We start from the raw sequence: 20,300 nt of genomic DNA on the forward strand, positions 1-20,300 counted from the left end.
AGTGATTCATGATGCTGCCAGATCTATCTGTTCCTGCACACTTACCCCCCATTCATCATTTACTAGGTGGCCATAGCATTCAATGGAACCCAGATCAACTTGAACTTGAAGTCAGTTATCAGGCACTTGAGAGCTTTACCAACCCGCGAGGCACCATTGAAGGTGGAATGCTTTGCGCCATGCTGGACGATGTCATGGGGCTCTTTGCCTACTATGCCAATCAGCAGCAAGCAGCCACGACTATTAATCTGACCACAGATTTTTTAAGGCCGTGTCTGGTGGGGATTGTGGTGACGAAATGTCGATTTATCAAACAAGGAAAATCCATTTTAAACATCGAAAGTGAAGCGTGGCAAAACCATAAACTTGTGGCGCGTAGTACCGCAAATTTCATGGTCTTGGCACATGCATAAATTTCAGGCATAAGGATATTGCAATGAAAAAACTTCAACATCTTTTTAAACATGCTGCATTGCTCGGCGTCTGCATCAGTGTAGCTGCATGTAATGACAATAACGATCATGATACGGCACAGTCGAGCCAAAGTATTCCACAATTGAGCCCAGCAGTAGGTGCTCAGCTCAAAGGCAGTTGTACAGATCTAAGCGGTTTCAAATTTGATACCACCGTAGTTGAAAGTGCAACTTTACAAAATGCAGGCGCTCTGACTGTTGCAGGAAAAAATATTCCGGCGCATTGTTTGGTCAAAGGTTATATGGAGCAACGTATTAGCCCAATCGATGGTCAAACCTATCAGATTGGCTTTGAAATGCGACTTCCAGTAAGCTGGAACGGGCGTTTTCTATATCAAGGAAATGGCGGTACCGACGGCAACATCGCCACAGCGACCGGACAAGTGGGCAGCGGCGGGATGTTAAGCAATGCTTTAAACGACGGATTCGCAGTAATTTCATCCGATGCCGGACATTCATCTGCACAAAATCCGCTTTTTGGTTTAGATCCGCAAGCTCGTATCAACTATGGCTACGGTGCTATTACAAAGTTAACGCCTATGGCCAAAGATCTGATTAAAACAGCTTACGGTAAATTGCCAGATCGATCTTATGCAGGAGGTACGTCTAACGGCGGTCGACATGCCATGATGGCTGCAACACGCTTAGGCGATCAGTACGATGGCATCTTGGCCAGTACACCTGGATTTCATCTACCACGTGCAGCAGCGGCACAGCTATACACGGCGCAGCAATTGCGTCGTGTTGCTACCGATGAAAATGATTTAAGCACTGCCCTCACCTATGCAGAACGTAACGTACTTGCCAATGCGATTTTAACACGCTGTGATGCACTCGATGGTGTAGCAGATGGTATGGTACAAGACGTTGAAGCCTGCCGAACCGCCTTTGATATTCATAAAGATGTGCCTGTCTGCTCGGGTTCACGTGATGGAAGCTGTTTAAGTAAAGACCAGATCGATGTCGTGGCTAATATTTACCGCGGCCCTGTCAATTCATCTGGCGAAGCATTGTATGCGACCCAGCCTTACGATCCGGGATTACTTGGCAGCAATTGGGCAAGCTGGAAATTTGTTTCTTCTGTGGGTACGGCACGCGACCCAGTAGCGGTAGGCATTATATTTCAGGTACCACCAGATCCAACAATTGTGCAAAATTCACGACAATTTGCCTTTAACTATAATTTTGATACCGATTACCCAAAACTTTCTGCAACCAATTCGACCCATTCAGAAAGCGCGATGTCATTTATGATCCCGCCAGATGAGCTCAATCTGGATAAATTACGCTTGCATGGCGGTAAAATGATTGTGGTGCAAGGCACAGCAGATGGCGTATTTTCGGTAGATGACACACAAAACTGGTACGATAAGCTGATGGCAAAATACAAGAGCAGCAGTTTGGGTGATGCACAAAGTTTTGCTCGTTTTTATCGCGTTCCGGGAATGAATCATTCGCGTGGTGGGCTTGCGACCGACCAGTTTGATGCACTTACTGCTTTGGTGAACTGGGTAGAATATGGTCAAGCACCAGATCAAATTGTCGCTTCTGCACGCGGTGTCGGTAATGCAAGTGGCGAAATCAATAGCGAGTTACCATCGAGCTGGTCGGCCAATCGAACTCGACCACTGTGTCCATATCCAAAAATCGCACGTTATAACAGTACAGGTGACAGTGAAAAAGCCGAGAATTTCACTTGTAAATAAACATAACCGAGATAAAAAAGAGAGCGACTAATCGCTCTCTTTTTGTTTTAGCTGGCATGTTTTAAATGGTCAAGAGGTTTGATTTCATAGGGTAAGCCCACATAGTTTTCAGCGAGTGTGGTCTGACCTGCCGTAGAACCTAAAATATAGCTCAATTCTGCTTGTTTAATTTTATGATCAAACTCGCTTTCGGTTTCAAAGCGATGTAACAAATGGGTCATCCACCATGAAAAACGCTCTGCTTTCCATACACGTTGCAAGCATTTTTCTGAGTATTGATCTATACCTTGCTCAGACCCTTGCGTGTAAAATTCAATGAGCGCACTCGACAAATATGCAATATCAGAAGCTGCAAGATTCAATCCTTTGGCACCCGTTGGTGGAACAATATGTGCGGCATCACCAGCTAAGAATAATTTTCCAAATCGCATCGGTTCTGTGACAAAGCTCCGCAAGGGTGCAATGCTTTTCTCAATTGAAGGGCCTGTAACGAGTTTTTCACGGCTTTCAGAGTCGAGGCGATTCTTAAGCTCCTCCCAAAATTGATCATCCGACCAGTTTTCTACGTGATCGGTTAAAGGAACTTGAATGTAATAACGGCTTCTCGTTTCTGAACGCATACTACACAGTGCAAAACCACGCTCTGATTGAACATAAATTAACTCGTCTGCCACAGGCGGCACATCGGCAAGTACACCTAACCAACCAAATGGGTAGACCTTTTCGAAGGTTTTAATTTTATCTTGAGGCACGCTAGCACGGCACACGCCATGATAACCATCACATCCTGCAATGAAATCACATTCGATTTGATAGTGAGTTCCATTGGATTCAAAAGTCACTTTTGGCGCATTATAAAAATCATGAATTTGAACATCATTCGATTCATAAAATGAGCAAAGACCAGCCTGCTCACGTGCTTGCATTAAATCTTTAGTAACTTCGGTCTGCCCATATACAGTGACTTGTTTGCCTTGAGTCAATGCCGATAAATCGACACGGAATTTTTGGCCATTGGTCAGAATTTCAATGCCCGAATGTGGCAATCCTTTTTCTTTGAGGTTCTGGTCAACTCCAGCTTGCTCGAGTAAATCGACCGATACTTGCTCTAAAATTCCTGCACGAATGCGTGATGCAACGTAATCGGCATTTCGTTGCTCCACAATAACGTGTTCAATTCCAGCTTTATAAAGCAGTTGACCGAGTAGTAATCCTGCTGGGCCAGAACCAATAATTGCAACTTTGGTTTTCATAGTTTGCATAACATCATCCTTGCTATTTTCTATTTTTAAAGTACCGCCTCATTGAAAAGACATCTATACTTAAGGCTCAAAATTATCCGATTAGCATTACAACTGTCCGATGATCGGACAAAACCATTTTGGATTTGAATGTTATGGAACAACATCACCAATACCTTGCGCACCCTCATTCAAGTGAAGAAATACGCACGGAAGATTACATTGCAGGCTTGGCCAAAGGTTTAGCGCTTTTAGAAGCATTTGGAATTGACAGACAACGACTGAACGTGACACAGGTTGCAGAGCGTACTGGCATAAGCAGAACAGCTGCACGGCGTTATTTAAAAACACTTAAATTTTTGGGTTATTTAGATACTGATGAGCACTATTTTTGGCTTACACATCGTGTTTTACGTTTTTCTAGTTCTTATTTAAGCTCGGCACATTTACCCAAAGTGGCACAGTCATTTTTAAATCTTCTGTGTGCTCAAACCAGTCTCACCTTTTCAATTGTGGTGCTCGATGAGCATGAAGTTGTACCTGTTGCGCGTAGTTATTTACCCCAGCAAGATAATCTTCGCGTGAGTCCCTATGGGATGCATTTGGGTAATCGTTTGCCTGCCCACGCCACCTCCACCGGTAAAGTATTACTTTCTGTTCTGGATCGTGAAGTACAAATTGAATGGATTGAAAAATATGGTCTGAAGCGCCTCACGCCTTATACCATTACAGATGAGTACACTTTTTTAGAAACATTAGATGCTGTTCGGCAATCGGACTACTGTTTGTCTACTGAGGAACATGAACTGGGTGTGATTGCGATTGCGGTACCCGTTTTAAACGCACAGGGGCTTACCATTGCAGCACTTAATTGTATGTCACAAACCAATCGGGTGCAGCCACAGTATCTTATCGATCAAGTTTTACCTTTATTACGCAATACTGCGAATGAGCTGCGTAATTTGGTATAATTTTAATCATAGATATTTGTTATCTTATTAAAAAACTTTAAAAGAGTTGAGATTCAATGTTAGATTTTTAATAAGAAAGAAAATATCTAGATATGTAATCAATCAACTTGTAAAAAATAAAGCAACTTATTAGTAAATTATTTTATAAAAATTTTAAGAGAAATATATGGGTACCAATATATCTGGAATGATTTTTAAATGTTCTAGCGACCAAGATGATATTGAAAATTTAGTTCATAAATGGATAAAAGATGAAGATTCATTTTTTGATCAACAATCAACTATACGTATCGAATTTTTAAATAATAATTTAATTCTTATTCATAATCATGAAATTTTTGAGTCTGCAAAAAATAATCCTAAATTATGGGAAAAACTACTACTCAATTTAAAGGAATCGGAGTGGACAGTTTTCTTTAAATGTGTCGATAGCTTTGAATCATTTAGTTATATCATATATCAAAATCGTAAAGAAATACGTAAAGTAATCCAATATCAGGGATCAAATCTTTATCAAACTGGCCAACCTTTGAATTGCGAAAAATCTTGGCTGAATTTCACTATTTTTTATGAGCGAGAAAGTTACACTGATGGTTCTTATAAAACTGAAAGATATGAGATTCCAGATCTAAATGATGAGAGCAATCCAGATATTCAATATCACAAGTACTATTATATTATAGAAAAAAGCTTATCTTTTTATCATCATTACCTTGCTCGTGCACTTTTAGTAGAAGTGCTTCAATATCACTTAGGTTTTGATATTATTGATAGCGACTACAATACATCTCAATCTTTAATTATCAACTGTGAAGATATTCCAAACTTTAAACGAACATTAAAACAAGCTCAAGAAGGATGTATCAAGGCTCAAAATCAATTAGCATCTATGTATCTAAATGGTTTAGATGTTACTCAAAATATGTCTTTAGCGCTTTTTTGGTATGAAAAAACGGCGTCTCAAAATGATCCTGAAGGAGAACTAAATCTAGGTAAACTCTATTTGAACGGCCTAGGGATAGAAAAAAATTATGAGTTAGGATTAACTTGGATTAAAAAATCAGTAAAGCAGAATTATCCAGATGCCTATTTTACTTTGGGAGAGTTGTATGAAAAAGGTCATATTGTTCAAAAAGATATTCAACAAGCTTTAATATTTTATAAAAAGGCTGCAAATCTTAGACATGCAACTTCCGCTTATAGATTAGGCCAAATATTTGAATTAGGTCAAGGAGTTACCCTAGATTTAAAATTAGCTAAAAGGTTTTATCATCAAGCAGCAAGTAACTTTAGCTCAGAGGCCAAAAATCGTTTAGATATTTTAGATCAGTTGGCAAATAAGTAGAAAAATTATTTAGAAAATATATAGCAAGAATAAAAGGGACTCCTGAGAGTCCCTTTTTTTTAAAGATTGAATTATTTTTCAAGAGCATATGCAATCACGTAGTCACCATGATCTGGAGACTGACGTGCACCACCTGCTGAAATCACAACGTATTGTTTTCCAGTTTTCGGTGACACATAACTCATAGGCGTACCTTGGCTACCCACTGGTAAACGCGCTTTCCACAACTCTTTACCTGTTGATGTATCAAATGCACGTAGATAGTAATCTTGCGTTGCAGCAAAGAATACCAAACCACCCTGAGTTGCCATTGGACCACCAATGGTTGGCATACCAATTGGCGCTTTTAGGCCCATTTTAATGCCCATCGGGCCGGTATCTTCAACTGTACCCAATGGTACTTGCCATGCAATTTGACGTGTTTTCATGTCAATCGCTGTCATCGTACCAAATGGTGGTTTCTGACACGGAATGCTCAGTGCAGACCAGAAACGGTTTTTGTTCACTTTGTACGGTGTACCTTTCATCGGCACTGCGCCCATACCCGTGTTAACTTTCTCACCTCCATTGGCTTGAACTGCTAAGTCTTCTGGGGTTTGTTTGATCAACTGAATCCATAGACCTAGACGCATATCATTCACAAACATGTAACGATGCGATGGATCAAATGCGATGGATCCCCAGTTCATTCCACCCAAAGAACCTGGGAAGCTCAATGAAACATCGGTACCCGGAGCGGTATAAAGCCCTTCATAACGCATCGATTTAAAGCTGATACGACACATCAACTGATCAAATGGCGTTGCACCCCACATATCAGACTCAGTTAAAGTCTGGTTTCCGATTTGTGGCATTTCTACAGAACGCGGCTGCGTTTTGCTGTACTGCTCACCCGGAATATCGGCAGTTTTTACTTCTTGCTCAATCACTTTGGTTAACGGTTTACCCGTTACACGATCAAGTACATAAAACTGACCAGATTTTGTACCAATCACAACCGCAGGTTTAGTGCTGCCATCTTTCATTGGGAAGTCTACCAAGCTTGGTTGCATTGGTAAGTCAAAATCCCATAGATCATTGTGAACAGTTTGATACACCCACTTTTCTTTACCAGTCGTTGCATCTAGCGCTAAAACAGACGTATTGTACTTATGATCTAGTGGCTGGCGGTTTGCACCCCATAAATCGACAGATGAACTGCCCATAGGTAAGAATACGGTGTTCATTTGTGGATCATACGACATCGCTGCCCATGAGTTTGCAGAGCTACGCTTGTAAATTTCACCCGGCTTCAACACATAGTTTGGATCTGGATTACGTGGGTCGAACGCCCAGCGCAATTTACCTGTAATGACATCATATGCACGAATGACTCCACCCGGCATATCAGCACCTACGTTATCGGCAATACGGCTACCCACAACAATAGAAGTGCCTGCGATAGTCGGTGCAGAAGTGACTTCAAAGCGTGGTGCTTTGGTGCCATCCCCCAAACCTTCTAACAAATCAACCGTACCATTTACACCAAAATCTTTACAACGCTCACCTGTATCTGCATTCACTGCAATCAGACGACCATCTGGTGTATTGGTGTACACACGACGTGGGCACTGGGTATTGGTTGCGACCGCTGTAACAGGAGTTGCACCAGCCAATGTCGGTTGAGTCAACGCTTTGGTCGAATCAAAGTAAGCGACGCCACGGCAACGCTCCCATGCATCTGCTTTAGAATTCACTTCTGCTTTCCAGAGCTGCTTACCAGAATCTGCGTCTAACGCAAAAATATTGTTGTGCGGTGTACACAAGAATACTTTATTGCCAACTTGCAAAGGTGTCATCTGGTCTTCTGCGCCGTTGCCTGTACCAGTGGTAAAATCACCCGTACGGAAACGCCAAGCTTCTTTCAACTTAGATACGTTGTTACGGTTAATCTGATCTAGCGCAACAAAACGGCTTCCGCCTGCATCATTACCATAATGGTCCCAATCCACCTGTTTTTTTGCAGGATCAACCGGAATCAAAGGTAACTCTTCACCAGATGCTTTTACTGTTGCATGCGGAATAAACATGCCATATAAACCACCGATCATACCAAGCACGGTCAGTGCACCAACGGCATACGCTGGAGCACCAATTGGTGTTTGATATTGGTATTTGCGAATTGAAGGTAAAGTAAATATTACCGCAGCAAATAGACCTGCCGGGAACATCAAACGTGAATGCAATGGCCAAAATTCAAAACCAGCATCAATTAACGCCCAAATAACAGTACCGATGAAGGCCAAAGCATATAACCACACCCCTGTTGCCTTTTTCTTGAAAATAAAAAAAGCTGAGGCAGTAATAATTAAACCAGCAATCAGGAAGTACCATGAACCACCCAGGCTAATCAGTTTTCCACCACCAATGATATAAAATACACCAGTAATGAGTAACGCCAGCCCAAGAATAAAACACCATATTTTAAATATGATGTGAGACTTCGCTTGAGGGTCAGACATACATCTTTCTCCACTTATCATGATTGCCATTCTTTGATGTTTTCAAAGTAAGGCGCTCATGTATAAACACATTCAGCTAAAGTGGGATAAGCCACTTTAGCTGTTCGAATTAAGTTTAAAAACCAGCAACGATATTGACTATATTTTAGACATTTTTATTCTTCATTTTGTGTCATTGCTAGAAATTTAAACGCATAGTTAATCCAGCGACCCATGCATCATCCACTTCCTTTACACCAGCAGGCTGATGAATATATTGAATATTTGGACGAAGCATGACTGCTGGGGACCATTGATAGGTGTAATTCAGTTCGATATTCAGCTCATCGTGCTGAACAGGAATATAGTTCGATGCCAACGCATCGTATTGGTCATAACCACGACTTTCATCAATTGCAATTTGACGATCTCGTGCGCGCTCGTTTACCACATAATTGGCCAAACCAAAACCAATCGAATCATTTGGACGGCTATCGAAAGCACCTTTGTACCAAAGTGCAAGTTGCTGGGTACTTTGAACCGTTGTCGTGGCTTTGTCGTTTAGCACACCGTTAAAGCTGATATACAAACCCCGCTTTGGATCATTGCCTTGTTGCGTAAGTTGCTGCTGTGTATTGATCCAGAAACTGTGCTTACCATCATGTACTTTACTTGGATTGGCAACATCTGTTGCTTCTGCTGTGGAATATAGCGCACCGATTTTATATTCGCCCGGCAGCCCACCAAAGTAAGCAAGTTTAGGTTTCCATGCCAACTCCACCGGAATGGTCGCGCCTTTAACGTTGTTCATATCTAGGTTAAAGCCGTCACTGTTCGACTGTGTTTTGACATTATCTGGATTGACTTCATATACCCCAAGGCCCAATGTCCATTCAGGTGCAAACTGATACTTCACATTTGCCCCCCACAATCCTACAGGCCAGTTATACCAGATCGATCCGATCGACTTACCGAGCTGACCACCACAAAGCAATAGATTTTGAAACTCACATTGCGAGCTGTTGAAATCGTCTGACATGCCCATACGACCAATCTTGACTTGTACCGTATTGTCGTCAAAACCTTTTTTGATCCAAGCCTGCGTCAAACGCCAGATTTTTCCACGCCCATAGATCTCTTGTGAATTGCCGAGTGTCGATGATCGTGGATCTTTGATACGTTCCAAAGTGATTGCGTTTCCATCACGTTTGGTGATCATGATGGCTGCGCTTGTATCTTTCCAACCTGCAATTTTACTCAAGTCAAAATTTGCGCCCAGCGTCAGTTGTCCCGCATTTTCAACAGTTGTATTGTCATTAAAGCCACCAGAGATATTACTTGCCGCCTGGCTCATGATCGAAGCCGTGAATTTGTATCCCTGTTGTTCAAGTTGCTGGCGATTTCCACCCCAATCGCCCAAAAGCCACTGACGATCTTGAGAATAAAATTCATTTGCCGAAGCAAACTGACAACTGAGCAAAGCAGCAGAAATTAAGCCCAATTTAAAAAAATCTTGCATTGAAAATTCCCTTTTTATTCAAGGTGTTTCCAATTTCTGGAAACACCGTATACTACAAACATTATTTCATCATCACCGCTGAACTGAGCTCTGAAGTCGCACCCAAGTGATCAGTCACATTTGCCGTGATCGATGGCATAACAACTTTTGGTGTCCAGTTGGCTTTTGCAACGCCCTGAGCATCTGTAACAACAACTACAGAATCTAGATACTGCTCAGCTTCTTTAGAGGAAGCCGAACGGTTACCAAAGAATTCAACGTTATAACGTTGATTTGGCATACCTTTTACTTCTACCGTAATTTGTTTTTTAGATACAGTGAGCTTCGGCGCCTGAATACCTTGGTTTGGTACAGCGTTACAGTTTTGCTGATTCGGCTGAGTACAGGTTTTTTGCAGCTTTGCAGGCTCAATGACAACACCACCACCACGAGAGCCAACAAAACCTTCATGCTCGAGCGCAGGCACACCAAACACGATTGCGCCTAAACGCTGATTCGGCACACATGAACCACCCGCTTCGCAGCGCTTAATGTCTTTGCCATTATTCCAAATTTGGTTTTTGGTCAATGTGATACGAGCATTGGCATCTTTTTCAGAACGAATCGCCACCCCAATACGGTTACCATGCACTTTGTTACTGTCAAAAATATTGCCATCGCCTGTTAAATTGAATCCCAACGAGTTGTTGGTTAACTCATTGTAGGCGATGTAATTACGCTTACCCCAGTTGATTTGCAAACCGTCTGAGTAGTTCTCAAACTTGTTACCGACCACGGCATTGTCGTTGCCCCACAAAATTTCAATGCCTTGTGATGGTTCAGGATTCGCTTTTGTTGAAGTAAACAAGTTATTGGCAACTAAGTTAAATGCTGCACCGCGAGTTAACTCAAGACCATCGCCGTTATCGATAAACAGATTGTCTAACACCTTATTGTTATTGGTGGTTGTCGATGTCGGGTTGCCTTTACCATCATCCCCTGTGATCATCACACCCGCACCACCGTAGTTATTACTAATGCGGTTATGTTGAATCAAGTTGTTACTTGAGCGATTGACCAAAACACCAATACAAAAGCGATGTACATCTAAGCCTTTTAACGTTACGCCGTTTACATCTTGCAAGACCAAGCCCGGTAAAGTCATGGTACGGACGTTTGTGCCGTATTGCTCTGGGTTTGCTCCTGGGCAAGCTTTAGCACCTTCACCTTTAATATAGTTTGAACCATCAATCGCGATGTATTCACCAGTTTTATCCCACTGAGTCCCAATAATCTTGACTGCTGATTTAATAGATGGAAGTGGCTTGTCGACTTTAATCACATACGGTGCTTTGCCAACCGCTTGAATTAAAATTTGATTTTCTTGAGCCGTATTGGCGTTTGATTGCTCAATTGCCCAACGTAAAGAGCCTTTGTCGTTATCATCCTGATAACGATCAACGATATAAGTTTCCGCAGACGCAAAGCCTGAAGAGATTAAGCCCAAAGCAAATGCTGATAAACGCAAAGAATTCAATTTCATGACAGTTTCCTTGTCAGGATTATGGTGTTTGAGTTGGTTGAACTGTTTTTAAGATTTGTTTAAGCGCAGTGACATCGATTTGACCCGGTGCCGAAGCCTCGCCGATCATACCAAAACTTAAACTTCCGCCCATATTGGCGGTTGAAACACGCGATACCGTACCTAAGCGCCCCATCGACATCGTAAGTAACGGTTTTTTCGACTGTTCACTTACTTTTAGTGTCGCATTCATTAGCGTAAAGACATCCTGCTTCGACTTTGGCATTACCGCAATTTTTAAGATATCTGCGCCCATTTGATCTTGTTTGAGTAAGCGATTTACGATGTCCTGCTCACTTGGGGTTTTATCAAAATCATGGTTAGACATCACCACTAACACATTTTTCTTGTGTGCCAAGCTGGTCAGCTTTTCAACTGCTGCCTGATCTCTAAACATTTCGATATCAAGTAACTGCATAAATGGCTTTTTTAAATAATCGCTGTAAATTTTTGCATACTGTTCATCGGTTACATTGAGTTTGCCACCTTCATTTGAAGTACGAATCGTTGCGAGCAACGGTTTGTCTTTTAAAATCTGGTTCAGTTCTTGACCAAGTGCAATCACTTGTTTGGTGTCGCTTGCAAATTCCAGCAAATCTATACGAAATTCAGCAATATCCGCATCTTTATTCGCTGCAATCACTTTTGCCTGAGCAATCGCTTGCTCTTTGGTTTTTGCCGTAATCGGGACAATAGTCTTGACAGGCAAATCACCAATATTGAGATTTTTAACAACATATGTTGCCTTGTTCATCGCAGCATTTTCAGCCGCATGCGTAAGAGACAGCATAGGTAGGGAGAGACTTAAAGCCGTGCTAATCAGCAACTGCTTAACTAACTTTTTTGAACTGTTCATTTTACGTTCCCTTGTAAAAAAATTGAAGTTGCACATCAAGCATGACATACAACTTTGGTCCCAAAAACCTTAGATATCAAAGAATACCGTTTCATCTTCGCCCTGAATGCGAATATCGAAACGATAAACTGTTTCACCGTCACGCTCTTCACGTTTTGCGATAAGCGTTTGACGACGTGTTACCCACTCAATACTGTTAAGTACTGGATCTTTGGCGTTTGCTTCAACTTCATCCTCAAAATAAACACGAGTATGTAACCCGATGTTGATTCCGCGAGCGAAAAGAATCACTGAAATATGAGGGGCTTGCGTTGTTCCCTTACGTCCCGGTACTGCGCCAGGCTTAATGGTATTGAAGCTCCAAAAACCTGTCTTAAAATCTGCACCCGTACGTCCCCAACCATGAAAATGCGGATCTGCTGCTTTACCTTGAGTATCTGCTTCACTTGGATAGACACCATTAGCATCTGCTTGCCAGATCTCAACCAAAACATCACGTAATGGCAAACCTAATCCGTCAAATACCTGACCTTCCAAGCGAATACGCTCACCTTGTGTTTGATCTTGAACCAGCATATTGCCGTAGTTATGTTCAAACACTTCAATGTTGGCCTGTTTTGGAAGCAAGCCAATATGCACGTAAGGACCACCTGTTTGAGATGGGGTTTCTTTGAGTTCTTGAAAATTCCAACCGTTCATTATTTTCACTCCATCCATTAAGTTAAGTCATTTTCGAAGTAAGTCGCGCGACGACCACGAAGCGTAATGTCAAAACGATAACAACGGCTGTCAGCTTCAATAAAGTTGCTTTTGTCTTCAAGTGCGATCAAAGCGCGACGTTGATCATCTGAAGGCACAGTTTTTAAGATTGGACACGAATCAATTAAAGTGTCACCTTCAAAATAAAACTGTGAAATCAAACGCTGAGCCCAGCCGTCTGCAATCAATGAAAAATGGATATGCGCCGGACGCCATTCATTAATACGGTTACGCCATGGATATGGACCTGGCTTAATGGTTCGAAAAACGTAATATCCATTGCTGTCTGTGAGCATACGTCCACATCCACCAAAGTTCGGATCCATCGCACCTATATATTGGTCATTCGGATGACGATAACGACCCGATGCGTTTGCCTGCCAGACTTCAACCAAGGCATTTTTTACAGGACGACCAAACTGATCACGAACATAACCATGAATAATCACACGTTCACCAATTGGCAAACCGTCTTTGGCATAGTTCAAAATTAAGTCATTGTCTTTTGGACCAAACTGATCTGCACTAAAATGTGGTGCAGTCACTTCCGACAATGTTTCTGCAATCGAGATCAGTGCATTTTTTGGCGAGCGTAATACACTGGTTTTATAACCTGGTGCATAGGCTGGCGGATGATCCTCTGTATTACGTTGAGCGTAAGCGCCCCAGTTAAAATGAGACATATTTTTCTCCCTCTAAATCTGCTGATCCATTATTTTTTGTTCAGTTTTTCTGGTGCGATACCAAGCTCTTCAAACACCTGTTCAGCCATATGCATGGCAGCATTTGATGCTGGTAGGCCCGCATACAGTGAACAATGCAGGATCAATTCTTTGAGCTCGTCTTTGGTCACGCCATTGTTGAAACATGCACGTAAATGCATACGCAACTCATCTTCACGACCTAGCGCCAATAAAACCGCGATTGTCACTAGACTGCGTGTATGGCGAGGTAAGCCCGGACGAGACCACACCTCACCCCAAGCAAATCGACTAATAAAATTCTGAAAGTCCTCATTGAAATCGTTCAGATTCTCAATCGAACGGTTGACGTGTTTTTCGCCGAGGACTGCTGTACGGACTTCAATGCCCTGTTTGTAACGATCATCATCATTCATTAGAGAACTCTCACCTTAAGTTGCATCAGTATGTGCAACGATAGACTTAACAAAAATTGCAATCGCGGCAGCTGCGGCAGGAATGAACAACATGCTTAAAATCATGGTGAACGACCAGTTATTACCCAGCAGAACTGCTCCAATCCATGCACCGAACACGGCCCCAAAACGGCCAATGCCCGACATCCATGCAACACCAGTTGCACGGCACTGCGTTGGATAAAACCGTGCACTTAAAACCGGCATAGACGACTGCGCGCCATTTACCGCAATACCCGCGCACAAGATAAACAGTGCAAGTAAAGTTGGATTTGAAAGACTTTGACCAACAATTACCGCAAAGATACCGGCAGCCAGATAAAAACCCGCAATAATTCGATTCGGATTAAAACGGTCCATCGCCCAGCCAATAAATAGCGCACTGAGCACACCACCAAACTGAAATAATCCACCCAAGAATGCTGCACGCTCTAACGATGCCCCGGTTTCACGCATCAAGGTTGGTAACCAGCTGGTCAACAAATAAATTACGACCAGACCCATGAAGTAAGTTACCCAAAGCAAAACCGTTCCTTTGGCGTATTTGCCAGAAAACAGCATGCCAAAGACACCTTTTTTACTTGAAGCATCTGTCTTTTCTTCAGGGACGTGGAATTCGGTTACACCTTGAACCTTATGTGGTGCAATACGCGTTAAGATCTGACGCACCTTCTCGGTATTTCTTCCTTTTACAATCAGGAAACGATAGGATTCTGGTAAAAACACCATCACCACAAGCATCAAAATCAAGGGGGCCCAACCGCCCAACAAAAACAGGCTGTGCCAACCATAAGCCGGAATTAACCAGCTGCTGATAAAGCCACCCATTGCCATGCCCAAGTTGTAACCACAAAACATACATGTCACGAGCAAAGAACGAATTCGTGCCGGGCAGTATTCTGAAAAAAGTGTGGTCGCGTTTGGCATTGCAGCGCCTAGACCAATCCCGGTTAAAAATCGGAAAATCACCAAACTGTCTAATGTTGTGGAATATGCACAGGCAAGTGTAAAACCACCAAAAATCAACATCGCAACAGATAACACAATCTTGCGACCAAAACGATCGGCTGTCGGGCCTGAAACCAGCGCACCAATAATCATACCGCCTAAGGCTGCACTCATTACAGGACCCAACTGCGATCGATCCACACCCCAATCTTGAGCAAGCGCAGGCGCAATAAATCCCATTGCTGCGGTATCTATACCATCCACAAAGACAATCAAGAAACACACAATCGCAATCAACCACTGATACTTACTTAGTGGCGCATCATTGATTAATGCCTGTGCATCCAGACTTGTGTTTTGTGCAGCGTAATCCTGAGACGCCATATCTGCCTCCTAAGGCCTAAATCCTTTTAAATCAGTTTATTAAACGATTGATCTAATAAACTGGCCAAAAACTTGCGTGAATGCTTCAGGCTGTTCAATATTTGACAGATGTGAAGCGTCCAATGTCTTCAACTGGCTGTTTTGGATATATTGATGTAAAAACTCAGCATCGCTGACCGTAGTGACCGGATCTGCTTCTCCAGCAATGATCAGTGTCGGAATTGAAATCTTTGCAATCGATTCACGCAGATCTGCGCCTGCAAGTGCACGGCAGGCATTGGCATATCCTTGTGCTGGAGTATTGGCTAGACTTCGAATCGTGTTTCGAGCAAGCACACTGGCTTGATGATCAAATTTTTCGCTAAACCAGCGAGTATGTGTGGTACTGACCAAATCACTCAAACCCGTTGCTTCTACGGAAGCAGCGCGTGCATTCCAGCCTTCTGCTGTCCAGATTTTTGCAGCAGAATTGGCAACCGTGATGCTATAAAAACGTTCAGGGCGATGAATACCTAACCAAAGTGCCGTCATACCGCCCATTGAAATACCACAAAAGTGCGCTTGATCAATATTTAAGGCATCCAAAATATCAATGACATCTTCACCCAGATGCTGCAATTCGGTTTGATCAATAACAGCACTTTGGCCGTGTCCACGTGTATCGTAAGTTACAATTTTAAAATCGGCTTTGAGCGCTTCGATTTGTGGCATCCACATGGTATTGTCGGTACCAAGCGAGTTCGAAAATACAATCGCAGGAGCATCTTGTGGCCCCTGAACCTGTACCGCAAGCGGTTGGCCCTGACGATTGTTAATCATAGTGATATGAATATTGCTCACTTTGCCTCTCCTTTTGCTTCTTGCAAAACAGCATCAATCTGATCTTGAATATTGCCGAGGTAAGATTCTGGTTTGAATATTGCCTCAAGCTGCTTTGCATCGAACAATGCAGTGACTTCCGCAGTCTCTGCCATGATGTCTTTTAAATGTTTGTGTTCAGCAACGGCTTTTTTACAAGCTGCTTCCACCACGTGATGTGCATTTAGACGTCCCAGATGCGGTGCCAACGCCATCATGACTGCTTCAGCCATAATCAGGCCTTGCGTACACTCGATATTGGCGCGCATGTTTTCTGCATTGACATCCATACCTTTCAAGACATCTAAAGTACGCTCTAGAGCACCCGCGGTGAGTTGAAAGATTTCCGGTAAGGCAAGCCATTCAGCATGCCAGCTACCCAAGCTACGTTCATGCTCTTGCACCATGCTTTGATACATGCTCGACATTAACGCAGGAACACGATTGGCCGCAGCCAATACCGACGCCGCAGCAACTGGATTACGCTTATGTGGCATGGTTGAAGATCCGCCACGCCCTTGGGCTGTCGGTTCAAATACTTCTGCAACTTCTGTTTGCATCATCAGTGACCAGTCGCGCGCCATCTTGCCTGCGTTGCCCGTAATCAAGCCGAGTACACTTGCAATTTCGACAATACGATCTCTTTCGCCATGCCACGTACATGCGGCATGTGTCAGATTTAAGGTTTTTGCAAATGCTTGTGTAACGGAGGTTCCCTGATTTTGCAAAGATGCCAGCGAGCCAACTGCGCCACCTAATTGTGCAGTCAACACACGTGACTTCATAAGTTGTAAGCGGTCTAAATCGCGCTTAAACGCAGAAGCCCAACGTGCAAGCTTATGTCCCAAGGTGATCGGTAAAGCTTGCTGTAACCATGTGCGCCCCATCATCACCTGATGGCGATATCGTTGCGCTTGTTGTAAAGCAGCCTGATAGCACTGATTTAAAAGCAGTTCTACAATAACAAGTGCATCACGCGATTGCAGTACACATGCTGTGTCTAGAATATCTTGGCTGGTCGCACCCCAATGCACATAACGCGATGCTTCTTCATCGACTTGCTTCACAATTGAAGTCAGTTGTTTGACAAAAGGAATAGCGATATTTCCAGCCAGTCCAGTGGCAATGGCTAAACTTTGAAAATCAATTTTTTCAACCGCATCTTGAGTGGCAAACGTAATGATATCGGCAGCAGACTGGGGAATTACCCCAACTGCTGCTTGCGCTTGCGCCAGTGCAACCTCTGTCTCAATCATATATTTGACCAACGCACGATCACTGAAAATTTCAGTTACGTCTTGTTGATAAAAAAGAGAAGCATATAACTGGCTCATCATGATCTCCGTTTAAGCAACCCGCTCAATAATGAGCGCAATCCCCTGACCCACGCCGATACACATCGAACACAGCGCATACTTACCGCCCGACTGTTCCAGCTGGTTTAAAGCCGTCGTCACCAGACGCGCACCAGATGCACCCAATGGATGACCCAGTGCAATTGCACCGCCATTCGGATTCACCCGTGCATCGTCATCTGCCAGTCCTAAGTCTCGGGTACAGGCCAGTGCCTGTGCAGCAAAGGCTTCGTTCAGCTCAATCACATCCATCTGATCAAGCGTCAGATTGGCCTGTTTGAGTAGCTTTTTGATCGCCGGTGCCGGTGCGAAGCCCATGATGCGCGGCTCGATACCCACCGTGGTGGAGGCAATGATCTTGGCACGTGCTTTAAGCTGGTATTGTGCAATCGCTTCGTCTGATGCAATTAAAACTGCCGCTGCACCGTCGTTGATGCCTGACGCATTGCCCGCTGTCACGCTACCTTCCGGCTTGACCACGCCTTTTAGCTTGGCCAGTCCCTCTAGTGTAGTTGAGGCACGTGGATGCTCATCGGTGTCGATCACCACCGGCTCTCCTTTGCGCTGTGGAATCGTGACAGGCACGATTTCTTTTGCAAAGTAGCCTTTGGCCTGTGCCGTCGCGGTGCGTTGCTGGCTGGTGTAGGCAAACTGGTCTTGGTCTTCACGCTGGATGCCAAACTGCTCGGCCACATTTTCTGCGGTTTGCGGCATGGTATCCACACCATACATGGCTTTAAGCTTCGGATTGATGAAGCGCCATCCCATGGTGGTGTCTTCTATCTTCTGGGTGCGTCCAAACGCCCCTTCTGATTTCCCCATCACATACGGTGCGCGGCTCATGCTTTCGACACCCCCTGCAATGATCAGATGGGCTTCGCCTGCTTTGATCGCACGTGCTGCCATGGCGATTGCATCCAGAGATGAGCCACACAGGCGGTTGACCGTCGTTGCTGGTACTTCGACCGGCAGGCCTGCCAGCAGTGCCGACATACGGCCAACGTTACGGTTGTCTTCTCCTGCCTGATTGGCACAGCCGTAGATCACGTCATCGACCTGTGCCCAGTTTACGCTTGGGTTGCGTTCGATCAGGGCGGCAATCGGGATTGCACCGAGGTCATCCGCACGTACTGGTGCCAATCCGCCTGCATAGCGGCCAAACGGGGTACGGATCGCATCGACGATGTATGCATGTTTCATATTCGGTTATCCTTGGCCCTGTGTCGCATCGATCAGTGTTGCACCGGTCAGGCGTTGTAGTTCTTCAAAGCTTAAGCCTTCGACTTTCTCGATCACTTTCAGTCCTTCTGGCACCACATCGATGATGCACAGGTCGGTGTAGATCCGGTCGACACATTTCTGGCCCGTGGCTGGGTACGTCAGTTCAGCGACAATCTTCGGCTCACCTTTTTTGGTGACATGATCGGTGGTTACAAAGACTTTTTTTGCCCCAACCGCAAGATCCATAGCACCACCGACCGACGGTATGGCATCCGGTGCACCAGTGTGCCAATTCGCCAGGTCTCCATTGGCTGCGATCTGGAATGCGCCTAGTACGCAGATATCCAGATGTCCACCGCGCATCATGGCGAAGGAGTCGCCATGGTGAAAGAAGCAACCGCCTTCAAGCATGGTCACGTATTCTTTGCCTGCGTTGATCAGTTCCGGGTCTTCTTCGCCGGCCGCTGGTGGTGGGCCAAAGGCCAGCAGTCCGTTTTCTGAATGTAGAAATACGTCTTTGTCGGCAGGCAGATAGCTGGCAATCTTGGTCGGCAGGCCAATCCCTAGATTGACATAAGAGCCTTCCGGAATATCTTGGGCAACGCGCTGGGCGATCTGGTCACGGGTCAGTTTGTGATAACTCATCTCGATCTCCTTATGGTGCAGCGCTTGCTGGGATAGATTGGACTGGTACAACGTGTTGAACAAAGATGCCTGGGGTCACCACGTTTTCCGGATCGAGTTCTCCTAGTGCCACCACTTCGCTCACTTGTGCGATGGTCACGTTGGCGGCCATGGCCATGATCGGGCCGAAGTTTCGTGCTGATTTGCGATAGACCAGATTGCCCCAGCGGTCGCCCTTGTAGGCTTTGATCAGGGCAAAGTCGGCCTTGATCGGGTTTTCCAGTACGTAGTCTTTACCATCAAAGTTCAGGGTGGGTTTACCTTCTGCGAGTAAAGTGCCAAAACCGGTTGGGGTGTAGATCGGCCCCAGCCCCATGCCGGCAGCCTGTATGCGGCAGGCCAGATTGCCCTGCGGCACGATTTCGAGTTCAATTTTGCCCGCACGGTATAGCTCGTCAAATACGTAGGAGTCGGCCTGACGTGGGAAGGAACAGATGATCTTTTTGACGGCGCCAGTTTTTAGCAGCTTGGCCAGTCCATAGTCTCCATTGCCGGCATTGTTGCTGACGATGGTCAGGTTCTTGCGACCTAGTTGAATCAGTCCGTCAATCAGCTCGGCGGGTTGGCCGGCTGTTCCAAAACCACCAATCAGGATGGTGGCACCGTCGTGGATCTGGGAGAGCGCTTCCGTTAGGGTCGCTGCACTTTTATCTATCATTAGATAACTCCAATGTGCATCTAGCAAATTTGAAAGGAAGGAAAACAGACATGAAGAAGGAGATGAATGAGAGATACAAATCACTATTCCTTAGTCATTTAGTAGGATTCCCTTGTTTGATCATT

General features: G+C 44.4%; 18 protein-coding genes. 4 read left to right on the top strand and 14 right to left on the bottom strand.

Features of this window, described 5'->3' with window-relative positions; genetic code table 11:
* The first annotated feature begins 8 nt into the window (after nt 1-8).
* Both KCV09_RS04790 and KCV09_RS04795 read left to right on the top strand, forming a co-directional pair.
* Complete coding sequence (locus tag KCV09_RS04790) at nt 9-413, top strand: PaaI family thioesterase (protein WP_025096081.1); 405 nt, start codon at nt 9-11, stop codon at nt 411-413.
* Nucleotides 414-436: 23 nt separating this feature from the next.
* Entirely contained in the window at nt 437-2,179 is a 1,743-nt protein-coding gene (locus KCV09_RS04795) for a tannase/feruloyl esterase family alpha/beta hydrolase (RefSeq protein ID WP_212515617.1), read from the top strand.
* 47 nt (nt 2,180-2,226) lie between these two features.
* Here KCV09_RS04795 and pobA read toward each other — a convergent pair whose 3' ends face one another.
* Complete coding sequence (pobA, locus tag KCV09_RS04800) at nt 2,227-3,441, bottom strand: 4-hydroxybenzoate 3-monooxygenase (RefSeq protein ID WP_151815751.1); 1,215 nt, start codon at nt 3,439-3,441, stop codon at nt 2,227-2,229.
* Nucleotides 3,442-3,575: 134 nt separating this feature from the next.
* Here pobA and KCV09_RS04805 point away from each other — a divergent pair, with 134 nt between their 5' ends.
* The gene (locus KCV09_RS04805; protein WP_119026441.1) at nt 3,576-4,391 is read left to right on the top strand and encodes an IclR family transcriptional regulator; all 816 of its coding nucleotides are present in this window, start codon (nt 3,576-3,578) and stop codon (nt 4,389-4,391) included.
* Nucleotides 4,392-4,557: 166 nt separating this feature from the next.
* The gene (locus KCV09_RS04810; RefSeq protein WP_119026576.1) at nt 4,558-5,736 is read left to right on the top strand and encodes a tetratricopeptide repeat protein; all 1,179 of its coding nucleotides are present in this window, start codon (nt 4,558-4,560) and stop codon (nt 5,734-5,736) included.
* A gap of 71 nt (nt 5,737-5,807) precedes the next feature.
* Here KCV09_RS04810 and KCV09_RS04815 read toward each other — a convergent pair whose 3' ends face one another.
* The 13 genes from KCV09_RS04815 to KCV09_RS04875 all read right to left on the bottom strand — a co-directional run bounded on the left by KCV09_RS04815 (nt 5,808) and on the right by KCV09_RS04875 (nt 20,175).
* Nucleotides 5,808-8,237, bottom strand: coding sequence for a glucose/quinate/shikimate family membrane-bound PQQ-dependent dehydrogenase (locus KCV09_RS04815; RefSeq protein ID WP_104125046.1), 2,430 nt, complete (start codon nt 8,235-8,237; stop codon nt 5,808-5,810).
* Between the two features lie 178 nt (nt 8,238-8,415).
* Nucleotides 8,416-9,735, bottom strand: a complete 1,320-nt coding sequence (locus KCV09_RS04820; RefSeq protein WP_025094433.1) for a carbohydrate porin — start codon at nt 9,733-9,735, stop codon at nt 8,416-8,418.
* A gap of 61 nt (nt 9,736-9,796) precedes the next feature.
* Entirely contained in the window at nt 9,797-11,251 is a 1,455-nt protein-coding gene (locus KCV09_RS04825; protein ID WP_212515752.1) for a NosD domain-containing protein, read from the bottom strand.
* Nucleotides 11,252-11,276: 25 nt separating this feature from the next.
* Nucleotides 11,277-12,152, bottom strand: a complete 876-nt coding sequence (gene aroD, locus KCV09_RS04830) for a type I 3-dehydroquinate dehydratase (RefSeq protein ID WP_212515618.1) — start codon at nt 12,150-12,152, stop codon at nt 11,277-11,279.
* Between the two features lie 69 nt (nt 12,153-12,221).
* Nucleotides 12,222-12,851, bottom strand: coding sequence for a protocatechuate 3,4-dioxygenase subunit alpha (gene pcaG / locus KCV09_RS04835; RefSeq protein ID WP_212515619.1), 630 nt, complete (start codon nt 12,849-12,851; stop codon nt 12,222-12,224).
* Nucleotides 12,852-12,868: 17 nt separating this feature from the next.
* Nucleotides 12,869-13,594 carry a protocatechuate 3,4-dioxygenase subunit beta gene (gene pcaH, locus KCV09_RS04840; RefSeq protein WP_212515620.1) on the bottom strand — a complete coding sequence of 242 codons (726 nt, stop codon included), beginning with the start codon at nt 13,592-13,594 and terminating at the stop codon, nt 12,869-12,871.
* A gap of 29 nt (nt 13,595-13,623) precedes the next feature.
* Nucleotides 13,624-14,028, bottom strand: a complete 405-nt coding sequence (gene pcaC, locus KCV09_RS04845) for a 4-carboxymuconolactone decarboxylase (protein WP_004937808.1) — start codon at nt 14,026-14,028, stop codon at nt 13,624-13,626.
* A 15-nt stretch (nt 14,029-14,043) separates the two neighbouring features.
* Entirely contained in the window at nt 14,044-15,399 is a 1,356-nt protein-coding gene (locus KCV09_RS04850; RefSeq protein ID WP_212515621.1) for an MFS transporter, read from the bottom strand.
* A gap of 39 nt (nt 15,400-15,438) precedes the next feature.
* Complete coding sequence (gene pcaD / locus KCV09_RS04855; protein WP_029952156.1) at nt 15,439-16,218, bottom strand: 3-oxoadipate enol-lactonase; 780 nt, start codon at nt 16,216-16,218, stop codon at nt 15,439-15,441.
* Between the two features lie 17 nt (nt 16,219-16,235).
* Nucleotides 16,236-17,591 carry a 3-carboxy-cis,cis-muconate cycloisomerase gene (locus KCV09_RS04860; protein WP_119026577.1) on the bottom strand — a complete coding sequence of 452 codons (1,356 nt, stop codon included), beginning with the start codon at nt 17,589-17,591 and terminating at the stop codon, nt 16,236-16,238.
* 12 nt (nt 17,592-17,603) lie between these two features.
* Nucleotides 17,604-18,812 (bottom strand): 3-oxoadipyl-CoA thiolase, encoded by a 1,209-nt coding sequence (pcaF, locus tag KCV09_RS04865; RefSeq protein WP_212515622.1) that lies wholly within the window; start codon nt 18,810-18,812, stop codon nt 17,604-17,606.
* 6 nt (nt 18,813-18,818) lie between these two features.
* A complete protein-coding gene (catJ, locus tag KCV09_RS04870) occupies nt 18,819-19,478 on the bottom strand; it encodes a 3-oxoadipate CoA-transferase subunit B CatJ (RefSeq protein WP_025096269.1) in 660 nt (219 codons plus the stop codon).
* Between the two features lie 10 nt (nt 19,479-19,488).
* Nucleotides 19,489-20,175, bottom strand: coding sequence for a 3-oxoacid CoA-transferase subunit A (locus KCV09_RS04875; protein WP_212515623.1), 687 nt, complete (start codon nt 20,173-20,175; stop codon nt 19,489-19,491).
* Nucleotides 20,176-20,300: the final 125 nt, after the last annotated feature.

Origin of the sequence: Acinetobacter soli (assembly GCF_018139125.1) — a bacterium.
In the GTDB taxonomy this organism is placed as follows: domain Bacteria; phylum Pseudomonadota; class Gammaproteobacteria; order Pseudomonadales; family Moraxellaceae; genus Acinetobacter; species Acinetobacter soli.